The organism is Leifsonia sp. 2TAF2 (genome assembly GCF_052115085.1).
GTDB lineage: Bacteria > Actinomycetota > Actinomycetes > Actinomycetales > Microbacteriaceae > Leifsonia.
Map to the genome: position 1 here is coordinate 828,313 of NZ_JBFRFY010000002.1, position 17,886 is coordinate 846,198.

At 69.8% G+C, this 17,886-nt stretch carries 15 protein-coding genes; 12 read left to right on the top strand and 3 right to left on the bottom strand.

Annotation, left to right across the window (positions count from 1 at the left end; all coding sequences use genetic code 11):
* Nucleotides 1-47: 47 nt before the first annotated feature.
* From AB4Z18_RS16165 to AB4Z18_RS16205, 9 genes are all read left to right on the top strand, one after another.
* Nucleotides 48-1,628: a D-alanyl-D-alanine carboxypeptidase/D-alanyl-D-alanine-endopeptidase gene (locus AB4Z18_RS16165; RefSeq protein WP_441783758.1), complete on the top strand. Its 1,581-nt coding sequence runs from the start codon at nt 48-50 to the stop codon at nt 1,626-1,628.
* A 36-nt stretch (nt 1,629-1,664) separates the two neighbouring features.
* Nucleotides 1,665-2,240, top strand: coding sequence for an isochorismatase family protein (locus tag AB4Z18_RS16170; RefSeq protein WP_441783759.1), 576 nt, complete (start codon nt 1,665-1,667; stop codon nt 2,238-2,240).
* Between the two features lie 92 nt (nt 2,241-2,332).
* Nucleotides 2,333-4,534 carry an MMPL family transporter gene (locus AB4Z18_RS16175; RefSeq protein WP_441783760.1) on the top strand — a complete coding sequence of 734 codons (2,202 nt, stop codon included), beginning with the start codon at nt 2,333-2,335 and terminating at the stop codon, nt 4,532-4,534.
* 67 nt (nt 4,535-4,601) lie between these two features.
* Nucleotides 4,602-5,363, top strand: a complete 762-nt coding sequence (locus AB4Z18_RS16180) for a thiamine pyrophosphate-dependent enzyme (protein WP_441783761.1) — start codon at nt 4,602-4,604, stop codon at nt 5,361-5,363.
* A gap of 5 nt (nt 5,364-5,368) precedes the next feature.
* Nucleotides 5,369-6,097, top strand: coding sequence for an alpha/beta fold hydrolase (locus tag AB4Z18_RS16185; protein WP_441783762.1), 729 nt, complete (start codon nt 5,369-5,371; stop codon nt 6,095-6,097).
* A 46-nt stretch (nt 6,098-6,143) separates the two neighbouring features.
* On the top strand, nt 6,144-6,647 hold the full coding sequence (locus AB4Z18_RS16190; RefSeq protein WP_441783763.1) for an Lrp/AsnC family transcriptional regulator: 504 nt from the start codon (nt 6,144-6,146) through the stop codon (nt 6,645-6,647).
* Nucleotides 6,647-8,110 carry an NAD-dependent succinate-semialdehyde dehydrogenase gene (locus AB4Z18_RS16195; RefSeq protein WP_441783764.1) on the top strand — a complete coding sequence of 488 codons (1,464 nt, stop codon included), beginning with the start codon at nt 6,647-6,649 and terminating at the stop codon, nt 8,108-8,110. Before AB4Z18_RS16190 ends, AB4Z18_RS16195 begins: the two co-directional genes overlap by 1 nt.
* Before the next feature lies 1 nt (nt 8,111).
* A complete protein-coding gene (locus tag AB4Z18_RS16200; protein ID WP_441783765.1) occupies nt 8,112-9,302 on the top strand; it encodes a thiolase family protein in 1,191 nt (396 codons plus the stop codon).
* Between the two features lie 78 nt (nt 9,303-9,380).
* Nucleotides 9,381-10,142 carry a 3-hydroxyacyl-CoA dehydrogenase gene (locus AB4Z18_RS16205; RefSeq protein WP_441783766.1) on the top strand — a complete coding sequence of 254 codons (762 nt, stop codon included), beginning with the start codon at nt 9,381-9,383 and terminating at the stop codon, nt 10,140-10,142.
* Nucleotides 10,143-10,203: 61 nt separating this feature from the next.
* Here the strand turns inward: AB4Z18_RS16205 and AB4Z18_RS16210 are convergent, their stop codons facing one another.
* A complete protein-coding gene (locus AB4Z18_RS16210; RefSeq protein ID WP_441783767.1) occupies nt 10,204-11,658 on the bottom strand; it encodes a helix-turn-helix domain-containing protein in 1,455 nt (484 codons plus the stop codon).
* Between the two features lie 115 nt (nt 11,659-11,773).
* Between AB4Z18_RS16210 and AB4Z18_RS16215 the strand changes: the two genes are divergently transcribed.
* Nucleotides 11,774-13,606 (top strand): phosphoenolpyruvate carboxykinase (GTP), encoded by a 1,833-nt coding sequence (locus tag AB4Z18_RS16215; protein ID WP_441783768.1) that lies wholly within the window; start codon nt 11,774-11,776, stop codon nt 13,604-13,606.
* Nucleotides 13,607-13,720: 114 nt separating this feature from the next.
* On the opposite strand, the gene AB4Z18_RS16220 is transcribed toward AB4Z18_RS16215, so the two are convergent.
* Entirely contained in the window at nt 13,721-15,703 is a 1,983-nt protein-coding gene (locus AB4Z18_RS16220; protein WP_441783769.1) for an ABC transporter ATP-binding protein, read from the bottom strand.
* Between the two features lie 48 nt (nt 15,704-15,751).
* A complete protein-coding gene (locus AB4Z18_RS16225; RefSeq protein WP_441783770.1) occupies nt 15,752-15,967 on the bottom strand; it encodes a hypothetical protein in 216 nt (71 codons plus the stop codon).
* A 93-nt stretch (nt 15,968-16,060) separates the two neighbouring features.
* On the opposite strand from AB4Z18_RS16225, the gene AB4Z18_RS16230 reads away from it, so the two are divergent.
* Nucleotides 16,061-16,987, top strand: a complete 927-nt coding sequence (locus AB4Z18_RS16230) for an ABC transporter ATP-binding protein (protein WP_441783771.1) — start codon at nt 16,061-16,063, stop codon at nt 16,985-16,987.
* Nucleotides 16,984-17,868, top strand: a complete 885-nt coding sequence (locus AB4Z18_RS16235; RefSeq protein WP_441783772.1) for an ABC transporter permease — start codon at nt 16,984-16,986, stop codon at nt 17,866-17,868. Before AB4Z18_RS16230 ends, AB4Z18_RS16235 begins: the two co-directional genes overlap by 4 nt.
* Nucleotides 17,869-17,886 lie beyond the last annotated feature (18 nt).

Genomic DNA, 17,886 nt, shown 5'->3' on the forward strand with positions numbered 1-17,886 from the left:
GCCCTGGCGACGTAGAGGCATTCAGAAACGCCAGGTAACATACCCGGATGCACGATTCGGACGAGCCGGACACCGGTCTGCCCAGCGACTCTGCGTCTCCTGACACCGCCTCTCCTGACACCGCGTCCACGCGGGCGGCACGTCGGGCGGCCGAGAGCGGCTCGGCGAAGCGGTCGGCGGCGGGCATCCCCGCGGGGATCCTCGCGACGATTCGTAGGCATCCGAAGGCCTGGCTGGCGGCGGCGGCCGCCGCGGTCTTCCTGCTGCTCGCCTCGGGCAGCGTCGCGCTGGGTGCGACCATCGGCTCGCCCGCATCCGCGGCCGGCATCCCGTCGCCCACCGCTACGGTCACCAAGAGCGCAAAGCCAACACCGACGCCCACTCCGACGGTGGACCCGGCCCGGCCGGTGCCCGCCAACCAGCCGGCGGGCACGCGCATCCGCACCTGCTCGGTCGGGGGCCTCGCCGCCGACGGCAGGCTCGGCAGCCTGGAGGCGCAGGTCGTCAACGCCAAGACCGGCGCGACCCTCTTCGACCGCAACGGCGGGAAGCCCGGCCCGACGGCATCCGTGCTGAAGACCCTGACCTCCGCCGCCGCCCTCGCGACCCTCGGACCGGACTACCGCGTAGCGACCACCGTCGTCGCCGGCAGCACTCCCGGCCAGGTCGTGATCGTCGGAGGCGGCGACGTCACCCTGTCCCGTCTGCCCGACGGCCAGGCGTCGTTCTACACCGGCGCCCCGAAGATCCAGGACCTCGCCAACCAGGTGAAGCAGGCCATGGGCGGGCAGCCGATCACGTCGATCGTCGTCGACGCCTCCCTCTTCGGTGCGCCGTTCTGGCAACCCAGCTGGGACGAGCGAGAAGAGCGGGTGGTGGAGGGTTCCACCCCGTACATGACCGCACTCATGGTCGACGGCGACCGCGACGACCCGACCGCAGTGGAGTCGCCCCGCAGCACCGATCCGGTCGGCCGCGCGGTGCAGTACTTCCAGCAGTACCTCGGCACGAACGTCGGTGTCAGCCAGGGCGTCGCGCCCGCGGGCGCCCGACAGCTGGGCGCGGTGCAGTCGCAGCCGGTAACGACTCTGATCGACCAGGCCATGCGCGTCTCCGACAACACGATCATGGAGGAGCTGGCTCGCCTGGTGGCGATCAAGAACGGGTCGGGCAACACGTTCGACGCCCTCAATGCGGGTGTGCTCGCGGGGCTGAAGGGCTACGGGATCGACACCGCCGGCATCCACATCGCCGACGGCTCAGGGCTGAGCGCCGACAACGCCGTACCTCCGTCGTATCTCACGCAGCTCTTCATCAAGGTGCTCAACCGGCAGAACGGGCTCGGAGTGGTCTACGACGGGCTCCCGGTCGCCGGTAAGTCCGGAACGCTCGGCCCGGGCTACAACCGGTTCACCGGTTCCAGCTCGGTCGCGCGCGGCGCGGTCTTCGCCAAGACCGGCTGGATCGACCACGGCTACACCCTGTCCGGCATCGTGAACGCGGCCGACGGAACACCGCTGACCTTCGCCGTGTTCGCACTGGGGGATGTCGGCGACAACGCCAAGCAGGCGATCGACAGCCTGGTGGCCGGCTTCTACAAGTGCGGAGACAACCTCTCCAACGGCTGATCGGCCGCAGTAGACCACGACCCTCGGGAGGACGGCATGGGCAAGGCGCTCTTCATCGTCGACGTGCAGAACGACTTCACCGAGGGAGGCGCGCTGGGAGTAGAGGGTGGCGCTGCGGTCGCCGAGGGCCTCACGGACTACCTGCGGGAGCACGCGGACGACTATGCGGTCATCGTCGCGAGCCGTGACTGGCACGACCCGGACAACGACAACGGAGGCCACTTCGCCACCCAGGCCGAGCCGGACTTCGTGGAGACCTGGCCGGTGCACTGCGTCGCGGGCACTCCTGGTGCGGACTACCACCCCGCGCTCGACACCGCCCCGGTCGGCTATCACGTCCACAAAGGCCAGGGCGAGCCGGCGTACTCGCTGTTCGAGGGGCGCACCGAGTCAGGTGCGAGCGTGCACGAGATCCTGGAGGAGCACGGCATCCACACGATCGATGTCGCCGGGATCGCCACGGACTACTGCGTCCGGGCATCGGCGCTGGATGGGCTGGCGCACGGTCAGCGTGTCCGTGTCCTGACGTCGCTCGTAGCGGGCGTCGCCCCGGAGACGTCGGAGGCGGCGCTGGCGGAGCTGGCCGAGGCGGGCGCGGAACTCGTCGCGTGAGGTCCCCGGCCGAGGTCGTCGCCCGACGCGTGGACGCCATCGCGCATCCGCGTTAGTCTGATTGCTAGCTCATCTAGTAATCAGGAGGCGAAGTGTCTAAGGATGTCGTGGACCGGCCGAAAGACCCGCGGCAGCCCGCGCGTTGGCTGCGCATCGTCGTTCCCACAGTCCTCGTGCTGATCTGGCTCGCGGTCGCCGGCATCGGCGGCCCCACCTTCGGCAAGCTCTCGGGCGTCTCGAGCAACGACCAGGCCGCGTTCCTCCCGGCCAGCGCCGAGTCGACGGAGGTGCAGGACTGGCAGAAGCGGTTCACCGACTCCGGCTCCATCCCCGCCATCGTCGTCGTGGAAGCCGACGACAGCATCCCGAAGATCGAGCTCGGCACCACCTACGCCGACCTGGGCACGAAGCTCGGCGAGGTACCCGGGGTGCAGGCGGCTCCCGAGGGCGAGACCTCCAGCGTCGCCGGACCCATCCCGTCGGAGGACGGCCGCGCGGTCCAGTACATCGTTCCCGTCGCCGACTCCGACGAGGTCAAGACCGTCATCGCCGACCTCCGAACGGTCGCCGACGGGGGCGTGCCCGCGGGCGCCCAGGCCTGGGTCACCGGCCCGGCCGGGCTGACGGCCGACCTGGTCAATGCGTTCGGAGGGATCGACGGCATCCTGCTGCTCGTCGCAGTCGCGGCTGTGTTCGTCATCCTGCTGCTGGTCTATCGCGCGCTGCTCCTGCCGTTCCTGGTGCTGCTCACGTCGATCTTCGCCCTGTGCGCGGCCATCCTCTTCGTCTACCTGTTCGCCCTCTGGGGCTGGATCAAGCTGTCCGGCCAGAGTCAGGGCATCCTGTCGATCCTCGTCATCGGCGCGGCGACCGACTACTCGCTGCTGCTGGTCGCCAGGTACCGGGAAGCGCTCGAGACGGACCCGTCGCGCTGGGTCGCCATCCTCCGGGCGTGGAAGGCGTCGTTCGCGCCGATCCTCGCATCCGGAGCGACCGTCATCCTTGCGCTCCTCTGCCTGCTGTTCTCCGACCTCAACTCGAACAAGAGCCTCGGCCCCATCGCGGCGATCGGGATCGTCTTCTCGTTGTTCTCGGCGCTCACGTTCTTGCCCGCGCTCCTGGCGATCTTCGGCCGGGCGTCGTTCTGGCCGTTCCGGCCGGTCGTCGGCGGGCACCAGCACAAGCACGCCGAAGCTGCCACGCTCACCGGGCTCGAGGGCGTCAGTGGGCTCTGGCGCAGGGTCGGCGGACTGATCGCGCGCCGTCCGCGCGTCACGTGGATCGTGTCGTTCGTGCTGCTCGCGGCCTGCGCTCTGGGCCTCACCCAGCTCAAGGCCAACGGCGTGCAGCAGACCGACGTCATCCTGTCGCAGTCCGACGCTGTCGACGGGCAGGCGGTCGTGGCGAAGCACTTCGACGCCGGTTCCGGTTCACCTGTGCTGATCGTCGCGCCGGAGTCCGAAGCGGACGCGGTGCTCGCCGCGACGGAGAAGACGGATGGGGTGGCATCGGCCGCCTTCTACACGGGTGGGGGACGCCCGCAGGCCGGGGTCCCCGCGGACCCGGTAGTGAAGGACGGGCACGTGCTCATCCAGGCAACGCTCGCCTCAGAGCCGGACTCGGCGCAGGCCGAGGCGGTCGTGAAGGACCTGCGCGGGTCGCTGTCCGACGACGGCTCCGTGCTCGTCGGTGGTGTGACGGCCATCGCGCTGGACACCAACGAGACGGCGCAGAGCGACCTGATGAAGATCATCCCGATCGTGCTGGCGGTGATTCTCGTCATCCTCATGCTGCTGCTGCGCTCGATCGTCGCACCGGTTCTGCTGATCGGCAGCGTGGTGCTCTCCTACGCGGCGGCGCTGGGCGTCTCGGCGCTGGTGTTCAACAACGTGTTCGGCTTCCCCGGGGCGGATGCGGCGGTGCCGTTGTTCGGGTTCGTCTTCCTGGTCGCACTCGGAGTGGACTACAACATCTTCCTGATGACGCGGGTGCGGGAGGAGTCTCTGCGCATCGGGACGCGGCCCGGCATCCTGCGCGGTCTCGGTCTCACCGGCAGCGTGATCACGTCAGCGGGTGTCGTCCTGGCGGCGACCTTTGCGGCGCTCGCCGTGATCCCCATCCTGTTCCTGGTCCAGATCGCGTTCATCGTGGCGTTCGGCGTGCTGCTGGACACCGTTGTCGTGCGGTCGCTGCTGGTGCCGGCGGCGTCGTACGACATCGGCCGGAGCATCTGGTGGCCCTCCAAGCTCGGACGTGACAAAACGCACAGTGAGAGAGCCGAATCGTCCTCCTGAGCGATCAGAATGACCAGCGGACGCTGTGCGACTTGCTCACTTGCGGGCTGTGCGCGAAAGTGGCGTCATGACCTTGGCCGTGACCGCCACCGAGCGTGCCACTGCGCCGTGGTCTGATCGTGGCGTGTTGCTTCGGCGCCTGTACCGGACCATGGCGATCGTCCGGCGGCTCGATCTCGAGGAGATCGTGCGCGGGCTGGAGGCGGCCCAGGTCGGCAGCGCCGCGGCCCTCGACCCGAGCCGCGACGTCGTGTTCGCGACGAACCGAGAGGTGGACGGCGCGGTCACGCACGCGGTCGGCTGGGCGCTCGGAGCGAAGCTCGATCGCACGGGCGGCGTCGCGATCGCGTACGTCGACGAAGGCGCCGGCTCGCGGGGCGACCTGCGCGAGGCCATCGACACCGCCTTCAGTTCGCAGCTGCCGATCGTCTTCTTCTGCCAAAGCCACGGCAGGGCCATGCCCGACGTTCGTGTCGACGGAAACGACGTCCTCGCGGTCTACGACGCCACGACCGAGGCGATCGAGCGCGCCCGGCGGGGCGGCGGCCCGACCGTCGTCGAGGCGATCACCGGGCTCGCGCGCGACCCGCTGGCCCTCGCGGAGGAGCAGTTGCGGCAGAGCGGGAACGTCGACGACGACTTCTTCGCCGAGGTCGCGGACGCCGCGGGCGACCTCGCCGACCGGGTGCGCCAGGACGCCGCGGTGCTCGGCGGACGAGCGGCCGAAGCGCTGTTCGACTTCCCCTTCTCCGATCCGCTTCCCCTGCTGCACGGGCAGCGCCGCGTGTGGGCGGAACCCCGCCGCGTCCGCTCGGGCCTCACGGACTGACCGGCATGCGCATCCACGTCGAACGGCATCCCGGCGCCGACGCCGTGCTCCTGGTGCACGGCTTCGCGTCGAACGGTGCCATGACCTGGGAGGCCACGGGATGGGTCGGTGCGCTCGCCGAGGCCGGCCGCGGCGCGATCGTCCCCGACCTCCGCGGGCACGGTGGAAGCGACGCCCCGCATGACGCCGACTCCTACTCGCCCGAACTCCTCGCCCAGGATCTGCTCGGCGTGCTCGACGAACAGGACGTCGAGCGAGTGGATGTGATGGGCTACTCCATGGGCAGCTGGGTGTCGCTCGCTCTCGTCGGCCTGGCGCCCTCCCGGGTGCGCAGGCTTGTCGTCGGGGGAGTGGGAACGGTCGAGCAGTTCGGACACTGGGGCGTCTCCGCCGTGCAGGCGGCACTCCGCGACGATCCGTCCGCCCTCGATGCGAGCAGCCCGCTTGCGCCGCTGCTCGCCTCCCTGCGCCAGGCGCCGGGCGTCGACCGCGAAGCTCTGGCCGCCTGCGCCGCCGGCATGGCCGCGCATCCCCTGCCGCTGTCGAGCACCGTCCCCACGATGCTCGTCGTCGGGGATGCCGACCCGGTCGCCGACGGTGCGGACGAGGCCGCCCGCCTCCTCGGCGCCGAACTCGTCGTGCTGCCCCGGCGCAACCATGTCACGACCCTCAGCGCCCGCGGCTTCAAGCAGGCTGCCCTGCCGTTCCTGGGAGCTTCGGTCAGCGTGCCGTAGGCGGGTACCGTGCGACGTACGATGTGCGAGGACCGAAGGAGGCCGCATGGTCGACAAGCTCGACGCCGATCTGATCGCGCTGCTGACCGCGGAGCCGCGGCTGGGCGTGTTCGAGGCCTCCCGGCGGCTGGGGGTGGCACGCGGGACGGTGCAGGCTCGGCTCGACCGGTTGCAGCGCTCGGGTGTGGTTCGTGACTTCGCGCCGACCGTCGACACCGTCCGCCTGGGGTATCCGGTGACGGCTTTCGTGACCGCCGAGATCTCGCAGGGCGACTGGGATGTGAGCGTGGTCGAGCATCTGCAGGCCATCCCCGAGGTGCTCGAGGTGCACACGATCACCGGAGCCGGCGACCTGATGATCCGCGCGGTGGCGCGGTCGAACGCCGACCTGCAGCGGGTCATCGACCGCATCGTCAGCGACCCCGGGATCATGCGGACGTCGACGGTGATCGCGCTCGCGACGAAGATCGACTTGCGTGCGGTGCCGCTGGTTCAGGCGGCGGTGACGCCGGACGATGACGAAGAGATGAATGAGGAGGAACGCGGCTGATGGATGAGAAGGCTCTGCTGGAGCGTGTGCCCGACGGACTGTACATCGGAGGGGAGTGGACTCCCGGTTCGGCCGGGACGTTCCCGGTGTTCGATCCGGCGACCGGTGACCGCATCAAGGAGATCGCCGACGCCTCCCCGGAGGACGGCATCCGCGCCCTCGATGCCGCCGTCGCCGCTGCGGACGACTGGGCCGCGACGCCCGCCCGCGTGCGCGGCGAGATCCTCCGCCGCGCGTTCGACCTGCTGCAGGAGCGTCGGGATGAGTTCGCGCTTCTGATGACCCTCGAGATGGGCAAGCCGCTCGCCGAGGCGAACGGCGAGGTCACCTACGGTGGCGAGTTCCTGCGCTGGTTCTCGGAGGAGGCCGTGCGCATCTCGGGCCGCTACGGGAGCAACCCGGAGGGCACAGGGCGGATGATCGTGTCGCAGCATCCCGTCGGCCCGTGCTTCTTCATCACCCCCTGGAACTTCCCGCTGGCGATGGCGACCCGGAAGATCGCGCCGGCGCTCGCCGCGGGGTGCACGGTCGTCATCAAGCCGGCTGAGCTGACGCCGCTTACCACGCTCTACTTCGCGCAACTGCTCGCCGATGCGGGCCTCCCCGCGGGCGTGCTCAATGTCGTCACCACGACGACGTCTGGGAAGGTGTCCGCGCCGATCATCGCCGACCCGCGCCTGCGCAAGCTGTCGTTCACCGGGTCGACCGCGGTCGGCAAGAAGCTGCTGCAGCAGTCGTCCGAGAACGTGCTGCGCACCTCCATGGAGCTGGGTGGCAACGCGCCCTTCGTCGTGTTCGACGACGCTGATCTCGACAAGGCCGTCGACGGCGCGATGCTCGCCAAGTTCCGGAACATCGGAGAGGCCTGCACGGCCGCGAACCGGTTCCTCGTGCACGAGGCCGTGGCCGACGAGTTCGCCCGCCGCGTCACCGAGCGGGTGAACGGACTCCGGGTGGGCCGCGGAACGGAGGACGGGGTCACCATCGGACCGCTCATCAACGAGGGCGCGATCGAGAAGGCGGCCTCGCTGCTGCAGGATGCGGTCAGCCGCGGCGCGTCCGTCCTGACCGGCGGCTCGCGCGTGGAGGGGACGGGAACGTTCTTCGAGCCCACTGTCGTCACCGACGTCCGAGCAGGCAGCGAGATCCTGCGCGAGGAGATCTTCGGGCCGGTGCTCTCCATCATCCGGTTCTCGGACGAGGACGAGGCCGTGCGGCTGGCGAACGATACCGAGTACGGGCTGGTCTCGTACGTCTTCACCCAGGATCTCGCCCGCGGCCAGCGCATGATCGAACGGCTGGAGACGGGGATGATGGGGCTGAACGTCGGCGTCGTGTCGAACGCGGCGGCACCGTTCGGCGGCGTGAAGCAGTCGGGGCTCGGGCGCGAGGGCGGCCCGGAGGGCATCCACGAGTACCTGAACACCAAGTACACGCTCACGCCGAACCCGTTCGGGGTGTGACGTGACGCGCGCCGAAGCGGTCATCGTCGACGTCGTCCGCACCCCGTCGGGGCGCGGCAAGCCGGACGGTGAGCTGTCCGACATCCACCCGGCCGACCTGCTCGCCGGGGTGCTGCTGGAGCTCGTGGGACGCACCGGAATCGATCCGGCGATCGTCGACGATGTGATCGGTGGATGCGTCACCCAGTCGGGCGAGCAGGCCGGCAACATCACGCGAACGGCGGTGCTCAGCGCGGGCTTTCCGGAGAGCGTTCCTGCCGTGACGGTCGACCGGCAGTGCGGGTCGAGCCAGCAGGCGGCCGCCTTCGCCGCGCAGGGCGTCATCGCCGGCGCGTACGACGTCGTGATTGCGTGCGGAGTCGAGTCGATGAGTCGCGTGCCGATGGGCTCGAACCTGCAGGGCGCCTCCGTCGGCGGTGAACTGCTGAAGTCGCGCTACCCGGAGGGTCTGGTGAACCAGGGCGTCTCGGCGGAGCTCATCGCCGACCGCTGGGGCTTCAGCCGAGCCCAGCTGGACGACTACGCCGCCGAGTCGCACGGCCGCGCCGCGTGGTCGGCGGCGAACGGCGCGTACGACGGGGAGCTGGTCGGCGTACCGACGCCCGACTCGGGCAGCGTCGTCGCGGACGAGACCATCCGCCCGGGGACGACCGCCGAGGCTCTCTCGCAGCTGCGGCCGGTGTTCCGCACCGACCGGCTCGCCGAGCGCTTCCCGCAGCTCGAGTGGCGGATCACCGCGGGCAACTCGTCTCCGCTGACGGACGGTGCATCGGCCGCCATGATCATGAGCGCCGACGCGGCCAAACGGCTGGGACTGCGCCCGCGTGCCCGCTTCCACTCGTTCGCCGTCGCGGGGGACGACCCGCTGCTGATGCTCACCGGCATCCTGCCGGCGACCCGCAAGCTCCTCGACCGCAGCGGCGTGCGGCTGGACGAGATCGACGCGTACGAGGTCAACGAGGCGTTCGCGCCCATCCCGCTGCTCTGGCGGAAGGAGTTCGGCGCGGATCCGTCCCGGCTCAATCCCCGCGGCGGGGCGATCGCCCTCGGGCACGCGCTCGGATCGTCGGGCACGCGGCTGCTCGCGACGCTGCTCAACGAGGTTGAGGCGCGTGGAGGCCGCTACGGTCTCCAGACGATGTGCGAAGGCGGCGGCACCGCAAACGCGACCCTCATCGAAGTGCTGCGCTGAAGACCCAGCGAAGACGACGACCGACAGTCACCCCCGACATTCACCCCCCCGACATTCACCCCCGACAGAAGGAGAACCATGCAGCTCGACGGATGCTCAGCCCTCGTCACCGGCGGAGCCAGCGGACTCGGCAACGCCACCGCGCGCGCCCTCACCGACGCCGGTGCGCACGTCGTGATCCTCGACCTTCCGAGCTCCGAAGGGGAGAAGGCTGCGATCGCCCTCGGGCCGACCGCGCGCTTCGTCGCGGCCGACGTGACCGACGAGGCGCAGGTGCAGGCGGCGGTGGACACGGCATCCGGCTTGGCCCCGCTGCGGGTCGTCGTGAACTGCGCGGGCATCGCGACGGCCGAGAAGGTCATCGGACGCGACGGGATCATCCCGCTGGACCACTTCGAGCGGGTCATCCGCGTGAACCTGATCGGCACGTTCAACGTCGTGCGCCTGGCGGCGGCGGCCATCGCGCAGACCGAACCGGTGGGCGAGGAGCGCGGCGTGATCGTCAACACGGCATCTGTCGCGGCGTTCGACGGGCAGATCGGGCAGCCCGCCTACTCGGCGTCCAAGGGCGGCGTCGCGGCGATGACGCTTCCGTTGGCACGCGAGTTCGCCCGCAGCCTGATCCGGGTGATGACGGTCGCTCCGGGCATCTTCGAGACGCCCATGATGGCGGGGCTGCCGCAGGCGGCTCAGGACTCGCTGGCCGCGCAGGTGCCGCATCCCTCCCGTCTCGGCCGGCCGGCGGAGTACGCGGCGCTGGTGCGCGCCATCGTCGAGAACCCGATGCTCAACGGGGAGACCATCCGCCTCGACGGCGCGATCCGCATGCAGCCCAAGTAGCCCCCGCAGATTCGGCACGAATGTCGCTTTTCGCGCCGCGAAAGGCGACATTCGGCACGAATCACGCGCCGGAGTGGGCCTCCAGGAACGCGTACACGTCCGAGTCGTCGACGCCCGGGAACGAGCCGGAGGGGAGCGGCGACAGGATGTGCGCGTGCAGCCGCGCACTCGGCCACGCTTTGCCCGCCCAGCGGCCGGACAGCGCGGCGGGGGCCCGCTTGCAACACGATTCGTCGGGGCAGCGGGACTCGGCGCGGTCCGTCGCCTCGCGGCCGCGGAACCACTTGGCCTCATCGAACGGCACCCCGATGCTGATCGAGAAGCCGCCCTCGGCGGTCGTCCCGGTCTGCGTGGCGCACCAGTACGTGCCGGCCGGGGTGTCCGTGTACTGGTAGAGCTCGGTCGTCCGGTTGGTGTGCGTGAAGGCCGTGCGGGCGCCCCACTTGCGGCAGACGACCTGGCCCTCGATGGATCCCGTCACATCCGTCGGCAGCGGGAGGCCGTCGTTCTCGTACCCCTTGTACAGGGCGCCGTCGTCGCCGACGCGGAGGAAGTGCATCGTCATGTCGAGGTGACTGGTCGCCAGGTTGGTGAGTCGCAGGGCGGCGGCCTCGTGCGTCACGCCGAACGCATCCCGGAAGTCCTCGACGGCGAGGTCCTTGTCCTTCTTCGCCTGCTGGAGGAACGCGACGGCGGCATCCCGGGGCATCAGGCAGCACGCGGCGAAGTAGTTGATCTCCAGCCGCTGGCGTAAGAAGTCGGCGTACGACTGCGGCCGGGTGTGACCGAGCAGCCGGTGCGCCATCGCCTGCAACGCCATCGAGCGGAGGCCGTGGCCACCGGGGATCGACGCGGGCGGCAGGTAGATGCGCCCGTTCTCGAGGTCCGTGATCGACCGGGCGGAGCGGGGAAGGTCGTTCACGTAGATGAGCTCGAAGCCGAGCCGTTCGGCCATGACGCTCACCTCGCGGTGGGTGAGGGCGCCGCGCACGTGACCGGAGGCGCGGACCTGCTGCTCGGCGAGTTCTTCGATGTCCGGGATGTAGTTGTCCTGCGCGCGCATCCGCTCGCGCAGTTCGGTGTTCGCGCGCCGTGCCTCCTCCGGCGTTGCGATCGCCTCACTGGCCCGCCGGCTCAGCTCGCGATGCAGCCCGACGAGTGCGCTGAGGGTCTCGGTCGGGGTCCCCTTCGTCGGCTTCACGGCGGGGAGGCCCAGCGACGCGTAGAGGGATCCGCGCTGCGCCCGGGCGAGCTCGATCTCGAGCGCCGCGCGCTCGTCCGGCGGTTCGGTCGAGAGCAGATCGGCCGGCTGCACGCCCAGCGCCGAGGCCAGGGCGCTCAGCAGCGAGATCCGCGGCTCGCGCTTGCCGTTCTCGATCAGCGAGAGCTGGCTGGCCGCGACACCGGCGGCCGCGCCGAGAGCGTCGAGCGTCATCCCGCGGCGGGTCCTGAAGTGGCGGATGCGGTGTCCGAGGGTCGCGACGTCGATGTCGCCCGAGTCCACTGGAGTGCTCATGGCTTCACGTTAGCGAAAGAATGCCGATTCTTACAGTGATTTTTCCGGTCGAGAAGGCTTGAACATCCCGGATGCTGGATGCAACGCCACTTCTTACCGATCAGAAGGACTCCCCATGAGCATCGCCGAGCTACCCCTCACCGACGCCACGCCGTCCGACGGAATGGCCGCCGTGCGCGCCTGGGTCGACGGCATCGCCGCCCTCACCCGGCCCGACGACATCGTCTGGTGCGACGGGTCGCTGGCGGAGGCGGACCGCCTCACCAAGCAGCTCGTTGCCGAGGGCAAGCTCATCCGGCTCAACCCCGAGTGGCGCCCCAACAGCTTCCTCGCCCGCACCGACCCGGGCGATGTCGCCCGCGTCGAGGACCGCACCTTCATCTGCTCGGAGGACGAGGTCGACGCAGGCCCCACCAACAACTGGCGCCAGCCGGACGCGATGCGCGCCGAACTGCGCGACGTCTTCGCCGGCAGCATGCGAGGGCGCACGATGTACGTCGTGCCGTTCTCGATGGGACCGGTCGGCGGCCCGCTGTCGCAGGTCGGCATCCAGCTCACCGACTCCGCCTACGTCGCCGTCAGCCTCGGGATGATGACCCGCGTCACCGAGACCGTTCTCGACCTCATCGCGGCCGGGCAGCCGTGGGTGCCGACGGTGCACAGCGTCGGCTACCCGCTCGTGGATGCGCACGGGCAGGAGCGCGACGACGTGCCGTGGCCGTGCGACACGACCAAGTACATCGTCCAGTTCCCGGAGACGCGGGAGATCTGGTCCTACGGCTCCGGCTACGGCGGCAACGCCATCCTCGCGAAGAAGTGCTTCGCGCTGCGCATCGCGTCCGTGATGGCCCGCGACGAGGGTTGGCTCGCCGAGCACATGCTGATCATCAAGGTGACCTCGCCGGAGGGCCGGGTCTTCCACTTCGCGGCCGCGTTCCCGTCGGCGTGCGGGAAGACCAACCTGGCGATGCTCGAGCCGAACATCCCGGGCTGGAGCGTCGAGACGATCGGCGACGACATCGCCTGGCTGCGTCAAGGTCCGGACGGCCGCCTCCGTGCGATCAACCCGGAGGCCGGGTTCTTCGGCGTCGCGCCCGGCACCGGGGAGAGCACGAACCGCACGGCGGTGAACACGCTCTGGGGCAACACCATCTTCACGAACGTGGCACTGCGCGACGACGGCGACATCTGGTGGGAGGGGCTGACCGACGAGCCGCCGGCGCACCTGATCGACTGGGAGGGGAACGACTGGACGCCCGGAAGCGGTCGCCCGGCCGCGCATCCGAACTCCCGTTTCACCGTGAGCGCCGCGCAGTGCCCGTCCATCGCCGACGACTGGGACGCCTTCGATGGCGTGCCGATCGACGCCATCCTGTTCGGTGGTCGACGCGCGACCAACGTGCCGCTGGTCGCCCAGGCGCGGGACTGGCGGCACGGCGTGTTCATCGGCGCGACCATCTCGTCGGAGCGCACGGCGGCGGCCGAGGGGAAAGTCGGCGAACTCCGGCGCGACCCGTTCGCGATGCTGCCGTTCTGCGGCTACAACATGGCCGACCACTGGGCGCACTGGCTGGAGATGGGCGAGAAGCTGGGCGAGAACGCGCCCGAGGTGTTCCAGGTCAACTGGTTCCGGACCGGCGACGACGGCCGGTTCCTCTGGCCCGGCTTCCGTGAGAACGCGCGGGTGATCGAGTGGATCGCCCGCCGCGTCGAAGGGACGGCCGGAAGCGTCAAGACCCCGATCGGGAACCTGCCCGTCGTCGAGCAACTCGACCTGCAGGGGCTCGATCTTCCCGCCGCGGACGTGGAGGCGCTCTTCGAGGTGGAGGCGGAGAGTTGGCTCGCCGAGTGCGATCTCACCGAGGAGTTCTTCGACCGCTTCGGCTCCCGCGTCCCCGCAGCCCTCCGCGCCGAGCTCGCCTCCCTGCGCTACCACCTGCGCGCCTGAGGCGCCCCCTCCCCGTCCCCGTCCCCGTCCCCAAGCCAACAGCTCCTGAGTTTTTCGCACGAATCCGGCGATTCGAGCGGAATAACTCAGGAGCTGTTGGCTTGGGAGCGGGGGTCAGACGAGGAGCTGGTGCTTGGCCAGGTCGCGGTAGAGCGGAGTCGTCTCGACGAGCTCCGAGTGGGTGCCGGTACCGACGACGCGGCCGTGGTCGAGCACCACGATCTGGTCGGAGTCGACCACCGTCGACAGGCGGTGCGCGATCACGAGAAGGGTGCGGTCCTCCGCGACGGCGTCGATGGCCTCCCGCATCAGCTGCTCGTTGCGGCCGTCCAGACTCGAGGTGGATTCGTCCAGCAGCAGCACGGGAGGTGCGGCGAGCAGGGCGCGGGCGATCGCGAGACGCTGGCGCTCGCCGCCGGAGAGCATGATGCCGTCCTCGCCGACCGGCGCCGAAAGCCTGAGCTCGTTGCGCTCCAGCACCTCGGTCAGGTTGACCGCGTGCAGCACGTCCACGCACTGCTCGTCGGTCGCGTCCGGCGACGCCAGGGTCAGATTGTCGCGGAGCGAGCCGGCCAGCACCGGCGCATCCTGCTCGACATACCCGATCTGCGAACGGAGCGCGACGCGGTCGAGCGATCGCACGTCCATCCCGCCGAAGCGCACCTCGCCGGCCTGCGGGTCGTAGAACCGCTCGACCAGGGCGAGGATGGTCGACTTGCCGGCGCCGGACGGCCCGACCAGGGCGGTCCGCTTGCCCCGCGGGACGCGGAAGCTCACCCCGTGCAGCACTCCGCCGTGCCGGAGGGGACCCTCGTCGTGACCGGCCCCTGCCGCGGCTTCCGCCTCCGCCACGACATCCGCTCCGGTGAACGCCTCGAACGCGAGACGCTCGCGTGTCGGCTCGGGAGTCGGCGCTTCGCTCCGGCGACCCTGGGCATCCTCCGCCTCGGGGACTGCCTGATCGGGGTAGCCGAATCGCACATCCACGAACTCGATCGCGGGTGCTTCCGGCGCGAGGCCTTCGTTCGCCGCTCCGACGGTGAGGGCGAGCGGCGCGATCTCTCGGTCACGCTGGTCCTCCGTCGGGAGATCGAGGATCTCCTGGATGCGCCCGAGCGCCCCGAGGGCCGAGTTGACCGCGGCGATCGCGCCGAACCCCTGACCGAGCGGCAGGATCATCATGAACAGGAACAGGATGAACGCGACCAGGTTCGCGATGGTGAGCGCTCCGCTGGCCACCCGGAAACCGCCGACGCCGAGCACGACGAGGAACGACACCTGCATCGCGATGCCCGCGACCGGAACGACGAGCGCCGAGATCTTCGCGACCTGGATGCCCATCTTCCAGGCTCCCGTGGCGTCCGCATCCACCGCGGCGATCTCGCGTTCGGTCGCGTTCGACGCGCGGATCGTCCGCACCGAACTGATCGCGCGCTCGACGGCTGCCGCCAGATCGCCGACCTTGTTCTGCGCCTTCTGGCTGGCGACGCGGATGCGACCCGAGAGCAGCACGACGGTCACGACCGAGATCGCGACGACCAGCACCGTGAGCCCGAGCAGCACCGGGTCGATGATGAGCATCGCGATCAGAGCACCGATGAACGTGAGCGCGCCGCCGATCGCCTCGACGAGCCCCTGGGTCAGGACGGCCCGGAGCAGGGTCGTGTCGGAGCCGACGCGCGACACCAGGTCGCCGGTGCGCCGGGTGTCGAACTCGCTGATCGGGAGGCGCAGCATCCGCCCGACCAGCTTGCGCCGCGACGACAGCACGACGCCCTCGCCGGTGCGCTGCAGCAGGTAGTGCTGGTAGCCCGAGATCAGGCCCGACACCACTACCAGCGCGACGAGCCCCCAGACCAGGCCGTTCAGCGGCTCGCCCTTGCTGACCATCGCGATGACCTGGCTGACCAGCAGCGGCTGCGCGAGGCTCGCCGCCGCACCCAGGATGCTGAGGACGACGACCACCGACAGCACGCGCTTGTGCTCGAGGAGGTAGGGGAGGAGCTGCGAGAAGCGGGCGCGCGGCCCGGCGTCGTCGGCGGCGCGCCCGAAGCCGCGGCGACGGCGCGCGGGGGCGGGGGCGGTGGTGGTGGACATGACGATGTCTCCGATCGGGGGAGGAGGGGCGTCGGGCGGCGGATGCCGCTAACTCCGACCGTACTTCTTGTGAACTGCCTGTTTGCTGACACCGAGGGCAAGGGCGATGAGCTGCCAGGTCGCGTTGGCGTTCCGTGCCCGCCGGACGGCCACGGCTTCGAGCTGGTCGAGCTCGCGGTGCATCTTGTGGATGGCGCGGAGGGCCACGATGGGGTCGTCCGAGTCGGCGTCGCCGGCGAGCGTGTGCAGGGTTCCGCTGTCCATGCCGTCAACCATAGTTGACGTCGCCGGAGCCGTCAACTTGAATTGACAGCTCACCTCTTCGAATGTCGCCGGTCGCGGCTACAGTGCTGAACTATGCCGACGCCCGTCATCGCCGCCCGTGAGCTCGTGAAGAAGTACAAAGACTTCCCGGCCGTCGACGGCATCAGCTTCGAGGTCGAGCCGGGGGAGTCCTTCGGACTGCTCGGGCCGAACGGTGCGGGCAAATCGACGACGATGCGGATGATCGGCGCCGTCTCGACGCGCACCGGCGGCGACCTCAGCATCCTCGGGCTCGATCCCGACCGGTACGGTCCCGAGATCCGGTCGCAGCTCGGCGTCGTGCCGCAGGCGGACAACCTCGACACCGAGCTGCGCGTGCGCGACAACCTGATCGTGTACGGGCGCTACTTCGGTCTCCCGTCCGGCCGGGTCCGCAAGCGGGCCGACGAACTGCTCGCCTTCGCGCAGCTCGAGGACAAGGCGAAGGCCAAGGTCGACGACCTCTCCGGCGGTATGAAGCGCCGGCTCACGATCGCGCGGGCGCTGATCAACGACCCGCGCATCCTGCTTCTCGACGAGCCAACGACGGGTCTCGACCCGCAGGCGCGGCACATCCTCTGGGATCGGCTCTTCCGCCTCAAGGAGCAGGGGACGACGCTCGTTCTCACCACGCACTACATGGATGAGGCCGAGCAGCTTTGCGACCGCCTGGTCGTCGTCGACAAGGGCACGATCATGGCGGAGGGGTCGCCGGCCGCGCTCATCCGCGAGTACTCGACGCGCGAGGTGCTCGAGGTGCGGTTCGGCTCGGAGCGCAATGCCGAGGTCGCCCAGGGCCTCGACGGGATCGGCGAACGGATCGAGGTGCTTCCCGACCGCGTCCTGGTCTACAGCGACGACGGAGAAGCGGAGCTCGTGCGGATCGTCGAGCGCGGGCTCCACCCGCTGACCAGCCTCGTGCGGCGCTCCAGCCTCGAAGACGTGTTCCTCCGGCTCACCGGACGGAGCCTGATCGAATGAGCGTGGCAGTCGGGCCTTCGGGAGCTCCGGGCGCGCCGGGCGGTGGGCCCGAAGCGCGAGAGGATGCGCGCGCGGCGCTCGCGGCAGCGGTCCGTCCCCGTCGCTTCGGCGCCTGGTACGTCGCGGAGCACCGCTTCCGGGTGATGCGGTCCTACCTGCAGACGCTGCTTGTCACCGGGTTCGGCAACCCGCTGCTGTACCTGCTCGCGATGGGTCTGGGCCTCGGCAGCCTCGTGAGCGCCAACATGGGACCGAACGCGGTCGACGGCGTGAGCTATCTCGAGTTCGTCGCCCCGGCTCTCCTCTGCACGGCGGCGGTGACCGTCGCGAGCGAGGAGTTCACGTATCCCGTGATGCTCGGATTCAAGTGGAACCCGACCTTCTTCGGCATCAACGCCTCCCCGATCGCGCCGGGTCAGATCATCGACGGCATCCTCATCTCGGTGATCGCGCGGCTGGTCGGCACGAGCATCGTCTACTTCGCGTTCATGGTGCTGTTCGGCGCCGTTCCGAGCCCGTGGGGCTGGGTCGGCATCCTCGTCGCGACTCTCGGCGGCCTCGCGTTCGGCGTGCCGATCATGGCGTACGTCGCGACCCTCGAACAGGACACCGGCCAGATCGCCATGCTGATGCGCTTCGTGCTGCTGCCGATGACCCTGTTCTCCGGCACGTTCTTCCCGCTCGCGAGTATGCCGCCGTACCTGCAGTGGATCGGCTGGATCTCGCCGCTCTGGCATTCGACCGAGCTGTCGCGGGTCTTCTCGTACGGGATGAGCGAGCCGCTCTGGCTGTCGGTCGTCCACGTCGTGTACCTGCTCGCGCTCTTCATCGTCTTCTGGATGTGGAGCCGACGCATCGCCGCGAAGAGGTTGAACAAGTGACCGCCACCGATCAGCGCA

Excerpts from the sequence above, each read along its gene's own strand:
- AB4Z18_RS16230 (WP_441783771.1), top strand. The coding sequence starts at position 16,061 with ATGCCGACGCCCGTCATCGCCGCCCGTGAGCTCGTGAAGAAGTACAAA.
- AB4Z18_RS16235 (WP_441783772.1), top strand. The coding sequence starts at position 16,984 with ATGAGCGTGGCAGTCGGGCCTTCGGGAGCTCCGGGCGCGCCGGGCGGT.
- AB4Z18_RS16195 (WP_441783764.1), top strand. The coding sequence starts at position 6,647 with ATGGATGAGAAGGCTCTGCTGGAGCGTGTGCCCGACGGACTGTACATC.
- AB4Z18_RS16220 (WP_441783769.1), bottom strand. The coding sequence starts at position 15,703 with ATGTCCACCACCACCGCCCCCGCCCCCGCGCGCCGTCGCCGCGGCTTC.
- AB4Z18_RS16185 (WP_441783762.1), top strand. The coding sequence starts at position 5,369 with ATGCGCATCCACGTCGAACGGCATCCCGGCGCCGACGCCGTGCTCCTG.
- AB4Z18_RS16170 (WP_441783759.1), top strand. The coding sequence starts at position 1,665 with ATGGGCAAGGCGCTCTTCATCGTCGACGTGCAGAACGACTTCACCGAG.
- AB4Z18_RS16190 (WP_441783763.1), top strand. The coding sequence starts at position 6,144 with ATGGTCGACAAGCTCGACGCCGATCTGATCGCGCTGCTGACCGCGGAG.
- AB4Z18_RS16215 (WP_441783768.1), top strand. The coding sequence starts at position 11,774 with ATGAGCATCGCCGAGCTACCCCTCACCGACGCCACGCCGTCCGACGGA.
- AB4Z18_RS16210 (WP_441783767.1), bottom strand. The coding sequence starts at position 11,658 with ATGAGCACTCCAGTGGACTCGGGCGACATCGACGTCGCGACCCTCGGA.
- AB4Z18_RS16205 (WP_441783766.1), top strand. The coding sequence starts at position 9,381 with ATGCAGCTCGACGGATGCTCAGCCCTCGTCACCGGCGGAGCCAGCGGA.
- AB4Z18_RS16165 (WP_441783758.1), top strand. The coding sequence starts at position 48 with ATGCACGATTCGGACGAGCCGGACACCGGTCTGCCCAGCGACTCTGCG.
- AB4Z18_RS16225 (WP_441783770.1), bottom strand. The coding sequence starts at position 15,967 with ATGGACAGCGGAACCCTGCACACGCTCGCCGGCGACGCCGACTCGGAC.
- AB4Z18_RS16180 (WP_441783761.1), top strand. The coding sequence starts at position 4,602 with ATGACCTTGGCCGTGACCGCCACCGAGCGTGCCACTGCGCCGTGGTCT.